The sequence below is a fragment of the Micromonospora sp. NPDC005979 genome, assembly GCF_040614415.1.
Taxonomy (GTDB): domain Bacteria; phylum Actinomycetota; class Actinomycetes; order Mycobacteriales; family Micromonosporaceae; genus Micromonospora.
In genome coordinates, this window is record NZ_JBEXUR010000004.1 from 133,520 (window position 1) to 146,122 (window position 12,603).

Annotated in this window: 9 protein-coding genes; 6 read left to right on the top strand and 3 right to left on the bottom strand. The window is 73.3% G+C overall.

Features of this window, described 5'->3' with window-relative positions:
- Positions 1 to 24: 24 nt before the first annotated feature.
- The 5 genes from ABZ272_RS09525 (at position 25) to ABZ272_RS09545 (ending at position 4,063) form a co-directional block, all read left to right on the top strand.
- Positions 25 to 204, top strand: a complete 180-nt coding sequence (locus ABZ272_RS09525; RefSeq protein ID WP_355049450.1) for a hypothetical protein — start codon at positions 25 to 27, stop codon at positions 202 to 204.
- Positions 201 to 971, top strand: a complete 771-nt coding sequence (locus ABZ272_RS09530; protein WP_355049615.1) for a methyltransferase domain-containing protein — start codon at positions 201 to 203, stop codon at positions 969 to 971. The genes ABZ272_RS09525 and ABZ272_RS09530 overlap by 4 nt, the downstream gene beginning before the upstream one ends.
- Entirely contained in the window at positions 968 to 2,227 is a 1,260-nt protein-coding gene (locus tag ABZ272_RS09535; protein ID WP_355049451.1) for a nucleotide pyrophosphatase/phosphodiesterase family protein, read from the top strand. The genes ABZ272_RS09530 and ABZ272_RS09535 overlap by 4 nt, the downstream gene beginning before the upstream one ends.
- A 62-nt stretch (positions 2,228 to 2,289) precedes the next feature.
- Positions 2,290 to 3,549 (top strand): DNA polymerase IV, encoded by a 1,260-nt coding sequence (locus tag ABZ272_RS09540; protein WP_355049452.1) that lies wholly within the window; start codon positions 2,290 to 2,292, stop codon positions 3,547 to 3,549.
- 115 nt (positions 3,550 to 3,664) lie between these two features.
- On the top strand, positions 3,665 to 4,063 hold the full coding sequence (locus ABZ272_RS09545) for a DUF3040 domain-containing protein (RefSeq protein WP_007463044.1): 399 nt from the start codon (positions 3,665 to 3,667) through the stop codon (positions 4,061 to 4,063).
- 396 nt (positions 4,064 to 4,459) lie between these two features.
- On the opposite strand, the gene ABZ272_RS09550 is transcribed toward ABZ272_RS09545, so the two are convergent.
- From ABZ272_RS09550 to ABZ272_RS09560, 3 genes are read right to left on the bottom strand one after another with little or no spacing between them, the layout of a single operon-like run.
- Complete coding sequence (locus ABZ272_RS09550; RefSeq protein WP_355049453.1) at positions 4,460 to 6,934, bottom strand: transglutaminaseTgpA domain-containing protein; 2,475 nt, start codon at positions 6,932 to 6,934, stop codon at positions 4,460 to 4,462.
- Between the two features lie 16 nt (positions 6,935 to 6,950).
- Complete coding sequence (locus ABZ272_RS09555) at positions 6,951 to 8,249, bottom strand: DUF58 domain-containing protein (protein ID WP_355049454.1); 1,299 nt, start codon at positions 8,247 to 8,249, stop codon at positions 6,951 to 6,953.
- Position 8,250: 1 nt separating this feature from the next.
- On the bottom strand, positions 8,251 to 9,303 hold the full coding sequence (locus ABZ272_RS09560; protein WP_355049455.1) for a MoxR family ATPase: 1,053 nt from the start codon (positions 9,301 to 9,303) through the stop codon (positions 8,251 to 8,253).
- A 402-nt stretch (positions 9,304 to 9,705) separates the two neighbouring features.
- Here ABZ272_RS09560 and leuS point away from each other — a divergent pair, with 402 nt between their 5' ends.
- Positions 9,706 to 12,546: a leucine--tRNA ligase gene (gene leuS, locus ABZ272_RS09565; protein WP_355049456.1), complete on the top strand. Its 2,841-nt coding sequence runs from the start codon at positions 9,706 to 9,708 to the stop codon at positions 12,544 to 12,546.
- The last annotated feature ends 57 nt before the right edge of the window (positions 12,547 to 12,603 follow it).

Genomic DNA, 12,603 nt, shown 5'->3' on the forward strand with positions numbered 1-12,603 from the left:
GTGATCCGTGAGGGGGACTGACAAGTGATGGGAAACCACGCGTACACCGGTGGCGGAATCGCCAACGTCCGGCGGACCCGGCTGGGTGCCGGCTGGATGCCGTCGCACCTCACCGACCCCCGTGAGTACGAGGTGACGAACGGTCCGGTCGCCAACGAGCGTCGATCCCGGGCTGAGGACGCGGTCGAGGGCACCCAGTCCTGACCACTAGGCTCGACCGGGTGGAGCAGACCCGAGGCCGGTTCGCCGCGCCGCCGCTGACCCCCCGTACCGCCGTGATCTGGTCGGTGCTGCGCGCCGAACTGGACCGGCGCGGCGACGCCGAGCTGACCGTGCTGGACATCGGCGGGGGCACCGGCGGTTTCGCCGTCCCGCTGGCCCGGGCCGGGCACCGCGTCACCGTCGTCGACGCCAGCCCCGACGCGCTCGCCGCGCTCACCCGACGGGCCGCCGAGGCCGGGGTCGCCGACCGGGTCGTCGCCGTGCAGGGCGACGGCGACGCCCTCGCCGGGCTGGTCGAGCCGGCCGGGGTCGACCTGGTGCTCTGCCACGCCGTCCTGGAGGTCGTCGACGACCCGGCGCCGGTGGTCGCCGCGCTGGCCACCGCGCTGCGCCCCGGCGGCGCGGCGAGCGTGCTGGTGGCCGGCCGGGCGGCGGCCGTGCTGGGCCGCGCCATGAACGGGCACCTGGACGTCGCGGCGTCGTTGGCCGCCGACCCGGCCGGCAGCGCCGGGCCGCGCGACACCCTGCGCCGCCGCTACGACGCCCCCGAGGCCGTCGCGCTGCTCACCGCCGCCGGGCTGGAGGTCGAGGACATCCACGGGGTACGCGTGCTCGCCGACCTGCTGCCGGCCGCCGTCTCCGACGGGCAGCCCGCGGCCCTGGTCGAGCTGGAACTGGCCCTGGCCGCCCAACCCCCCTACCGGGATCTGGCCGCCCAACTGCACCTGTTCGCCCGCCGACCGGCATGACCCGTCCGGTGCGGCCCGCCGACGGGGGTACGCCGGCCGGCTCGTCCGGCCCGGAGCTGACCGCCGACGGGCGTACCCCGGCCGCCAGCGGTCCGGTGACCGGCCTCGACCCGTCGCTGGCGGTCCTCGCACCCGACCGGGCCGGCGGCCGCCTCGCCGACGTGCTGCCCAGCGCGCTCGCCGTACTGGGCGTGCCCGGCTCGCCCGATCCGCTCGGCCTGACGCCCGCCCTGGCCGGGGTACGCCGGATCGCCGTCCTGCTCGTCGACGGGCTCGGCTGGTACCAGGTGCCGACCGCCGCGCCGTACGCCCCGACGCTCGCCGGGCTGGCCGCGACGGCGGGTCGGCCCCTCGTCGCCGGCTTCCCGTCCACCACTCCGACGAGCCTCGTGACGCTGGGCACCGGCGTCGCGCCCGGCGCGCACGGGGTCCTCGGCTTCACGGTGCGGGTGCCCGGCACCGACCGGGTGCTCACCCACACCGACTGGGCCGCCGACCCGTCGCCGCTGCGCTGGCAGCCGGTGCCCACCCAACTCCAGCGGGCCCGGGCCGCCGGTGTGACGACGACGGTGGTGAGCCGGCCGGAGTTCGGCGGCAGCGGGTTGACCCTGGCCGCCAACCGGGGCGGCGACTTCCGGGGCGCCGCCGGCGCGGATCAGGTGGCCACCGCCATGCTGGCCGTGCTGGCCGCCGGCGACGGGCCGACCCTGGTCTCCGGCTACCACCCCGACCTCGACCGGCACGGGCACCTCAGCGGGGTCGACTCGGCGCCGTGGCGAAGCGCCGCCACCGAGGTGGACCTGCTGCTCGCCCGGCTGGTCGACGGGCTGCCGCCGGACGCGGCGCTGCTGGTCACCGCCGACCACGGGCAACTCGACATCCCCGTCGCGCACCGCTTCGACCTGGACACCGATCCACGGCTGCGTGACGGCCTGCGGGTGGTGGCCGGCGAGGCCCGGGTGCGTTACCTGCACACCGAGCCGGGAGCGGTGGACGACGTGGTGGCCGCGTGGTCGGCCGTGCTCGGCGACGCGGCCCGGGTGCGTACCCGCCCGGAGATGATCGCCACCGGCTGGTTCGGGCCGGTGCCCGAGGAGCACCTGGGCCGGATCGGTGACGTCGTGGTGACCTGCAACGACACGTACGCCGTGCTGGCCAGTCGCACCGAGCCGCCGAAGGCGTCGAAGCTGGTCGCGTACCACGGGGCGGACACCGCCGCCGAGCTGACCGTGCCGCTGCTGGTCGTGCGGGGCTGACCGGGGCGCGGTCCGGCCAGCCGGCCGGTGCTGGTGTCGTACCTCGGGGATAGCCTGCACCGATGGGCCGCAGTCAGTCGTTGCCCCGGGGCGGTGATCCGCGCTTCGGGCCGGACGCCGACGACTCCGCCAGCGGCATCCTGCACGTCGACATGGACGCGTTCTTCGCCTCCGTGGAGGTGCGCGCCCGCCCCGAGCTGCGCGGCCGCGCGGTCGTGGTGGGCGGTGTGGGTTCGCGTGGCGTGGTCAGCTCGGCCAGCTACGAGGCTCGCCGCTACGGCGTGCGCAGCGCCATGCCGACCTCCCGGGCCCGGGCCCTCTGCCCGCACGCCGTCTACCTACCGCCCAACTTCGCCGCGTACTCGGCCGCCTCGCGGGCGGTCATGCAGATCTTCCGGGACGTCACCCCGCTGGTCGAGCCGCTCTCCCTCGACGAGGCGTTCCTCGACGTCACGGGCGCCCGCAAACTGTTCGGCCCGCCGGCCACCATCGCCCGGCTGATCCGCCAGCGGGTCGCCGACGAGCAGGGGCTGACGTGCTCGGTCGGGGTGGCGCCGAGCAAGTTCGTGGCCAAGCTCGGCTCCACCCGGGCCAAGCCCGACGGCCTGCTGGTCGTACCCGCCGGGCAGGTCCTCGACTTCCTGCACCCGCTTGGAGTGGACGCGCTGTGGGGGGTGGGGGAGCGGGCCGCCGAGACGCTGCGCCGGCTCGGCCTGGCCACCGTGGGGGACCTCGCCGAGGCCCCGGTCGGCATGCTGCGCAAAGCGGTGGGCGCGGCCTCCGCGGCGCACCTGCACGAGTTGGCGTGGGGGCGTGACCCGCGCCGGGTCAGCCCGGAACACGTCGACAAGTCGATCGGCGCCGAGGTGACCTTCGACGCCGACGTGGCAGACCCGATGGAGATCCGCCGTGCCCTGCTCGCGCTCAGCGCGAAGGTCGGCGTCCGGCTGCGCAGCGCCGGCCACGTCGGGCGCACGGTCACCCTGAAGGTACGACTGGCCGACTTTCGCACCGTCAACCGCTCCCGCACCCTCGACGTACCCACGGACACGGCCCGGGAGATGTTCGACACGGTCTGGGCGCTCTACACCGCGCTGGACCCGGCTGAGCGGATCCGCCTCGTCGGTGTCCGGGTCGAGGGGCTCACCTCGGCGCAGGGCGCGCCCCGGCAACTCACCCTCGGCGCGCCCGAGCGTGGTTGGCGGGAGGCGGAAGCTGCCGCGGACGCCGCCGCTGCCCGATTCGGGCGGTCCGTCATAGGTCCGGCCAGTCTGTTAGCCGACCGTGACGCTCATCGAAAGGAAAATCCACCCCACCCGTAGGTCGTCCCGCTTTCCGACGCGCGACCCCCCTCGTAGACTTGCGGGTAAGCAGCCGGTTGGCTGCCACGGTCTGTCGGCCCGAGTGGGCCGACCAACGTGACCGGGGAGGAGTGCCGTGCCGCTCTCGGAGCACGAGCAGCGGCTGTTCGAGCAGATCGAGCGGTCGCTTGCCGAGGACCCCAAATTCGCCTCGGCCGTGCGCGCCAGCGATCCGCGCTTCCACGCGCGGCGTCGCCTGCTCGTCGCAGCCGGCGTGATCATCGCTGGCTTGGCCCTACTGGTCTATGGCGCGGTGATCAAGACTCCACCGCTGGCGGTGGCGGGCTTCGTCGTCATGCTGGCGTCGGCCGCGTTCGCGGTGCAGTCGCACCGGCGGGCGCAGTCACCCGACCTGCACGTGGTGGGTGGCACGACGAGTCGTCGTCGTCCCCGCGGTGGCCGGTCCGGTCGCCGACGGTCGATCCTGGACCGGATGGAAGACCGATGGCGGCAGCGCCCGGAGGGGCACCGCTGAGCGCGTCCCGCCGCTGAGGCGGGCCGACCACCGCGACGAGCGGGCCATCGGGATGACCCCGGTGGCCGCCGTCGCTCCGCCATGCCCCGAGCACCGCGTCGCCGTGCCCCGAGCACCGCGTCGCCGTGCTCGCGCCGCGTCGCCGTGCTCGCGCCGCGCGTCCCTCCGTGATCGCGCCGATCTTGCAGTTTCTGTCGTCCGTATGAGTGGGATACCCCTTATGTCGCGACAGAAAGTGCAAGATCGCTGAGGGCTGAGGGCTGAGGGCTGAGGGCTGAGGGCTGAGGGCTGAGGGCTGAGGGCTGAGGGCTGAGGGCTGAGGGCTGAGGGCTGAGGGCTGGGGGCGGCGCCCGGCGTTGGGCCGGGGCGCCGCCGCAGCGCGCTTGCGGGCGTCGGTCAGCGGGCGGCCCGATCGGCCAGCAACCGGCGCGGGTTCCAGCGCAGCAGCCGGTAGCGCATCCGGGTGGTCAGCGCCACCAGGCGGCCGGAGGAGTCCGCCAGTGCGATCCGCCAGCGCAGCAGCACCGAGGGCGGCAGCACGGCGGCGAGCAGCCGGGTCCGTCGATCCGCCTGGGACGCGAGCGCCCCACGGACCGCGCGGAGCGCGGACGGCAACGGTTCACCGGTCAGCGGAGCGCGCGCGTACCGTGCCCGCTCCTCGGCACGGCCGAGCAGCCGCGCCCCGCCGATGGCCTCGGTGTCGTCGGGGAGAGCGTCCCGGACCAGCCGGTCCGCGGTCGCCCGGGGCGTCTCGGTCAGGTCCACCCGCACCTTGTAGTCGACGAGCGTGTCGAGCAACTCGGCCCAGGCGGCGTGGGCGTCGGCGCGAGCGCGACCCGGGTCCGCCTCGACCACCATCACGCGCGCGTCGTCGGTCGGCGGCCCGTCGCCCACGGCGGCGGCGGCAGCCGCGACGTCCGCCCGGCCGGCCCGCCGCCGACGCAGCGCCCGACGACGAAGTGCCGGCACCGCCAGCAGTGCCACCAGCGCGAGTACGGCCGCCACCCACCACGGCCACACCGGGGCCTGCTCGGTCGGCCGCGAATCCCCCAGGGAGAGCCCGGAGTCGGTGTCCCGGTCGGCGTTGTCCGGGCCGGTCGGCCCGGCCGACGAGTCCGCGCCGCTCGGGCTGTCCGTGGCGCCCGCCTCCGGAGTGGACGGCTCGGGGGCGTCCGTGTCCGGTGCCCAGGCCGACCGGGTGGAGCCGGGAACGCCGGACGCCGGGGTGGCGTCGAACGGCACCCAGCCGATCCCGTCGAAGAAGACCTCGGTCCAGGCGTGCAGGTTGAGGTTGGTCAGCGTGTACGTGTCGCCGTCGCGCCTGCTGCCGTTGGTGAACCCGAACGCGACCCGCGCCGGGATGCCGGCCGACCGGACCAGCCAGGCCATCGCGGCGGCGTACTGCTGGCAGTAACCGACCTTGTTGGTCAGGAAGTTCACGATGTCCTGGCCGCTGCTGCCGCTCGCGGTGCTCAACCGGTACGTGAACCCGTTGTCCGCGGAGAAGTGCTGGTAGATGGCGAGCACCCGGTCGTAGTCGGTCCGCTTGCCCTGGATCAGCCCCCGGACCAGCTCCTCCACCTCGGGCACCGGCCCGGGGGTGGCGGTCTGCTGCCGGCGGAGCGGGTGTTCGGCCGGCAGCGTCTTCGCGGCCCGCAGGGTCGCCGGGGTGTACGTCGAGCGGATGTAGTCGAACGAGTACTTACGCCCCCGCGAGCTCTCCCGGTTGGAGAACACGATCTGCTGGTTGGTGTCGTACAACCAGTTGCTGTTCAGGTCCTGGGTGCGCACCGGCTCGGCGTACACCGGCATCAGGGACATGCTGAGGCTCTTGGTCACCTCGACGGTCGCCCGGTACTCGGCCTGCTGCACCCCCGGCACGACCCGCTCGCCCGGATCGGGCAGATCGCGGTTGACCGGCCGGCCACTCGCGGCGCGGGCCTGGAAACCGTTCGGGCGCAGCTCGTCGGCGACCGCGTAGCGCAGGTAGAACGGGCTCTGCTCCGACGTGGTCACCTTGACCAGGTCGACCACCTCGGACTGGTTGAGCTGGCCGGCGAGCGACGCGAACAGGTCGATCCGGCCGGACGAGCCACCCACCCCCCGACCGTTGCCGGTGCCGTTACCCGTGCCCTCGGTGATCCGGTCGAGCAGCCCACCGCTCAGGCCGGGCACCGCCAGCGGCAGCACCACGGCCAACACCACGCCGACCACGGCGAGCCGACGGCCGGCGGACGCCAGCGGCGACGCCTCCCACACGTCCACGTCCCGGCCGTCGCCGGTGAACCGCCGCCCGAACCGGCGTACCCGGTCGATGTTGTCGGTCACCAGCAGCCACAGGTAACCGGCGGCGCCCACCACGAACGGCAGTGGGGGGACGCTGTCCACGTAGACGGCGACCGGCACCGAGTAGATCGCGAGCATCGGCAGTCCGGCCAGCGCCGGCCGGCGCAGTCCCACGGCCAGCACGTCCACCAGCACGGCCACCCCGCCGACGCCGAGCACGGTGATGAACAGCAGCGGATCGGTGTCCGGGACTTCGACGCCGTACGAGCGCATGTCCTGTGCCGAACCGGCGAGCAGATCGGCGAAGTGCCCGATCGTGCTCGGCGTGGGCAGGAGGGCCACCAGCTCGCTGCCGCTCGGGAACAGCCAGGTCAGCGCGAGCAGCAGGGCGGCCAGCATGCCGAGCACCTGGCCCCAGAGCGGCGCGCGGACGAGCCGGGTCAGCGCGGCGACCCCGGCCACCACGGCGACCGCTATCGCGCACTGGATCAGCCACGTCCAGGTCTGGAAGATGGCCGACAGCGGCGCGGCGGCGAGCAGCGTCGCGGCGGCCGCGACCAGACCGGTGTTCCGGCTGGCGATCATGAGGGGGACCTTCCGTTCATCGGACGCGGCCAGCGACCGTCTCGGCCAGCGCGGCCCGCAGGGCGAAGCCCTGGGAACCGCGGCCCGCCTGCGGCCACAGCGCCGGCAGCCGGCTGCCGTGGTCGACGCCGATCGCGCGCCAACCGCTGCGCACCATGGTGAGCACGGCGGCGCCGTGCGCGTGCTCCGCCTCGGCGCGGGCCTTCTCGGGGAGGCTCAGCCAGGTGGAGCTGTCCAACAGGAAACCGACACAGGTCGCGCCGTTGCCGCGCAGCCCGGCCAGCAGCTCGGCCTCGGCGATGCTCACCGCGCCGAACAGCCCGATGATCAGCCCGCCGTCGGCGCGTTGCCGCACCCGCTGCACCAGATCGGTGACGTCGGCCCGCTGGTCCAACCGCACCTCGGCCAGATGGTCGAGCAGCACGCCGTCGCCACCGCCCTCCGAGGCGTCCACGTCGACCCCGGAGCCGGTGACCAGGCGCAGCTTGTAGCCGGCCTGGCGCAGGTGTACGGCGATGCTCGCGGCGGCCGAGACCGCCCACTCGAAACTCGCCGTCGGCCCGTCACCCCGGTGGCCGTACGCCCGGGTGTCCAGCACGACGGTGGCGCGGCTCTCCCAGGGCTGCTCCTCCCGGCGCACCATCAGCTCGCCGGTGCGCGCCGTGGACTTCCAGTGCACCCGGCGCAGGTCGTCGCCCCGGCGGTACTCCCGGGTCGCCGCGTCGTCCTCGCCGTGGACCGCCACCGAACGCGCCCGGCTGTCGCCGCTGCCCGCGTACTCCCCGGGGAGCCGGACCGACGGCAGGGGGGTGACCTGCGGGATGACCGTGAGGTGGTCGGTGCTGGGGAAGGAGCGGGTGAGTTCGCAGAGACCGAACGGGTCGGTCATCCGGACCACCAGCGGACCCACGTCGTAGCGACCGCGCACGTCCGCGCGGACCGTGTACGCCACGGAGCTGGCCTGGTGCGCGCCGAGCCGTTCCAGCACGACGCGGGGCCGGCTGCCCAGCGCGTAGGGGAGCCGGTCCTCCAGTAGCAGGGTGCCGGTGGGCAGCCGGGAGAGGTTCTGCAGGCGCAGCACGATCCTCGAGTTGGCCCCGACCGGAACCCGGTGCGGGTCCAGCGAGCGGTTGCAGGCCAGCTTGTAGCGGCTGCGGCCCACGTAGGCAGCGGCCAGCAACGGCAGGATGGCCAGCAACAGGGCGACCCGGAGCAGGTCCTTCTCGCCCAGGATGAAGGCGGAGACCGCCGCGGCGACCGCGGCGGCCAGGAACGAGCGCCCGCGGGTGGTCAGCCCGCGCAGCCCGGCACGCACGTCACGGCCTCCGCGGCTCGTAGGGCGCGCGGCCGTTGCCGGTGGCGGGCCGGGTGTCGTACGGGTTGCGCTGACGGTCGTGTGGCAGGGGCAGCCGGTGCACCAGCTCGGAGACGATCGCGTCGGTGGTGCGCCGGGCGAGCTGCGCGTCGGCGGTCGGGATGATCCGGTGCGCCAGCACCGGCACCGCCAGGGCCTGCAGGTCGTCGGGGAGGACGTAGTCGCGGCCCTCCAGCGCGGCGACCGCCCGGGCCGTGCGCAGTAGTTGCAGCGTCGCCCGGGGGGACGCGCCGAGGCGCAGGTCGTGGGCCTCACGGGTGGCGGTGACCAGGTCGACCGCGTACTGCTTGACCGCGTCCGCGACGTGCACCTGCCGGACGGTGGCGATGAGCCGCCGGACCATGTCGGCGTCGGAGACCGGACGCAGCTCGTGCAGCGGATCGGTGGCGCCGTGCCCGTCGAGCATCGCCAGCTCCGCGCCGGCGTCCGGGTAACCCATCGCGATCCGGGCGGTGAACCGGTCGCGCTGCGCCTCGGGCAGCGGGTACGTCCCCTCCATCTCGATCGGGTTCTGGGTGGCGATGACCATGAACGGGGTCTGGAGCTGGTAGGTCACGCCGTCGACGGTGACCTGTCGTTCCTCCATGCACTCCAGCAACGCCGACTGGGTCTTCGGCGAGGCCCGGTTGATCTCGTCGCCGACCACCAGGTTGGCGAAGACCGCGCCGGGGCGGAACTCGAAGTCGTGGGTCTCCTGGTTGTAGACGCTGACGCCGGTGACATCGCTGGGCAGCAGGTCGGGGGTGAACTGGATCCGGCGGACCGTGCAGTCGATGGACCGCGCGAGGGCCTTGGCCAGCTTGGTCTTGCCGACGCCGGGGACGTCTTCGATGAGGAGGTGGCCCTCGGCGAGCAGCACGGCCAGGGCCAGCCGCACGGTGGCGGTCTTGCCCTCGATGACCTGCTCGATGTTGGCCACGATGGCCTCGCTGGCGGCGCGGAACTCGTCGTGCGGCAACAGGCCGCCCACCTCGTCCCAGGTCTGTTGTGTCACGGGCCTCCTCCTCGTCGCCGTCACGGCAGCTCTGTAGAGAGCACCTGGACCCGCCGTTGGGTTCGCGACGTCGAGCCTCGATTGCCGCAGGAATCTCACTGGCCTCTCAGGCTAACCATGTTTGTCGTTATCGCCGACCCCCGCAGGTAGTCCGCCGGTTACGCCCCGATATTCGCCAGCTAGGGGGAACGGGTCGAACACGCCCGGTGGTCGGCAGGCGGAACTGTGCACGCGGTACACTGCCGGGCATGGCCGGAGTCTTCCTGCTTCTTACCGGGCCGTGCTGATGCGCTGAACGCAGCGACAGCACGGCGGCCCCTCCTGCGCGAGGGGCTTTTTTGTGCCCGCCGCCGGTCCGGCCCGGCGGTGCCGAGACGAAGCGAAGCGAAGCGAGGAGAGACGATGAGCGAGGCAGCCGCACCGGCGGGCGACATCCCCCCGTTCCGGTACACCGCGGCCATGGCCGACGAGATCGAGACGCGTTGGCAGGACACCTGGGCACGCGAGGGCACCTTCCACGCGCCGAACCCGACCGGCCCGCTGGCCGACCCGAGCCACCCCCGGGCCGGCGCGGAGAAGCTGTACGTGCTGGACATGTTCCCGTACCCGTCCGGCGCCGGCCTGCACGTCGGCCACCCGCTGGGCTACATCGGCACCGACTGCTACGCCCGCTACCAGCGGATGGCCGGGCACAACGTGCTGCACGCCATGGGGTTCGACGCGTTCGGGCTGCCCGCCGAGCAGTACGCCGTGCAGACCGGCACCCACCCCCGGACCACCACCGAGCAGAACATCGAGCGGTACAAGGCGCAGCTGCGCCGCCTGGGGCTGGCGCACGACGAGCGGCGCTCGGTGGCGACCATCGACACCGACTTCTACCGCTGGACGCAGTGGATCTTCCTGCAGATCTTCAACTCCTGGTACGACCGCGACGCCGGCCGGGCCCGCCCGATCGCCGAGCTGATCGCCGAGTTCGAGGGCGGCAACCGGGCCACCCCGGACGGCCGGGCCTGGGCCGAGCTGAGCGTCGCCGAGCGTCGCGGAGTCGTCGACGACCACCGCCTGGCGTACGTCTCGCAGGCCCCGGTGAACTGGTGCCCGGGCCTGGGCACCGTGCTGGCCAACGAGGAGGTCACCGCCGACGGCCGCTCCGACCGGGGCAACTTCCCGGTCTTCAAGCGCAACCTGAAGCAGTGGATGATGCGGATCACCGCGTACGGTGACCGGCTGCTGGACGACCTGGACAGCCTGGACTGGCCCGAGCCGATCAAGCTGATGCAGCGCAACTGGATCGGCCGCTCGCAGGGCGCGCACATCGACTTCGCCACGGCGGGGGCACCGATCCGGGTGTTCACGACCCGACCGGACACCATCTTCGGCGCCACGTACATGGTGCTGGCGCCGGAGCACGAGCTGGTCGACGCGCTGGCGCCGGCTGGTTGGCCGGACGGCACGCGGGACGCCTGGACCGGTGGGCACGCCAGCCCCCGCGAGGCCGTCGAGGCGTACCGCAAGGCCGCCGCCGCGAAGACCGACGTCGAGCGGCAGTCCGACTCCAAGGAGAAGACCGGCGTCTTCATCGGCGCGTACGCCACGAACCCGGTCACCGGCGCTCAGATCCCGATCTTCATCGCGGACTACGTGCTGGCCGGCTACGGCACCGGCGCGATCATGGCGGTGCCCGCGCAGGACGAGCGGGACTGGGCGTTCGCCGAGGTGTTCGAGCTGCCCATCGTGCGGACCGTGCAGCCTGCGGAGGGCTTCGACGGCAAGGCGTACACCGGGGACGGCCCGGCCATCAACAGCGCCGCGCCCGAGCGCGGCCTGGACCTGAACGGCCTGGGGGTCGCCGACGCCAAGGCGGCGATCATCGCGTGGCTGGAGGCGAACGGGCACGGGACCGGCGCGGTGACCTACCGGCTGCGGGACTGGCTGTTCTCCCGGCAGCGCTACTGGGGTGAGCCGTTCCCGATCGTGTACGACGAGACCGGCGCGGCGATCGCCCTGCCCGAGGAGATGCTGCCGGTCGAGCTGCCGGAGGTGGACGACTTCTCCCCGAAGACGTTCGACCCGGACGACGCGGACTCCAACCCGGAGACCCCGCTGTCGCGTCGCCGCGACTGGGTCGAGGTCGAGCTGGACCTGGGTGACGGGCCGAAGCGCTACACCCGCGAGACCAACGTGATGCCGCAGTGGGCCGGCTCCTGCTGGTACGAGCTGCGCTACCTGGACCCGACCAACACCGAGCGGTTCGTCAGCGCCGAGAACGAGCGGTACTGGATGGGTCCGCGCGGCGAGGGCGACTGCGGCGGCACCGACCTGTACGTCGGTGGCGCCGAGCACGCCGTACTGCACCTGCTGTACGCGCGGTTCTGGCACAAGGTGCTGTTCGACCTGGGTCACGTGTCGTCGTTCGAGCCGTTCCGCAAGCTGTTCAACCAGGGCATGATCCAGGCGTACGCGTACACCGACTCGCGGGGCAGCTACGTGCAGGCCGAGGACGTCGTCGAGCGCGACGGCGCGTACTACCTGGAAGACCTGGTGGTCAACCGCGAGTACGGCAAGATGGGCAAGTCGCTGAAGAACGTGGTGACCCCCGACGACATGTGCGCGGCGTACGGCGCGGACACCTTCCGGGTGTACGAGATGTCGATGGGCCCGCTGGAGGTGTCCCGCCCGTGGGAGACCCGCGCGGTCATCGGCTCGTACCGGTTCCTGCAGCGGGTCTGGCGGGCGGTCGTCGACGAGCAGACCGGCGAGCTGCGGGTCACCGACGACCCGGCCGACGAGGCGACCCGACGGCTGCTGCACACGGTGATCGACGGGGTCCGTGGCGACATGGACGGCATCCGGTTCAACACCGCGATCGCCAAGCTGATCCAGCTGACCAACGGGCTGACCGGGTTGTCGGCGACGCCCCGTGAGGTGGCCGAGCCGCTGGTGCTGATGGTGGCGCCGTTCGCCCCGCACGTGGCCGAGGAGCTGTGGCGCAAGCTGGGTCACGACACCTCGCTGACGTACGTGGACTTCCCGGTGGCCGATCCGGCGCTGCTGGTGGCCGACACGGTGACCTACCCGGTGCAGGTCAACGGCAAGGTCCGGGGACGCGTCGAGGTGCCCGCCGACGCCGCCGACGAGACCGTCCGCGCGGCGGCCCTGGAGGCGGTGGCCGCGACGCTGGCCGGCAAGGAACCCCGCAAGGTCATCGTGGTCAAGGGCCGCATGGTCTCCGTGGTCGTGTAACCCCGCTGACCCCGCTGGCTCCCTCCGGGGTCGATCATGGAGTTGTGGTGCCGGGTT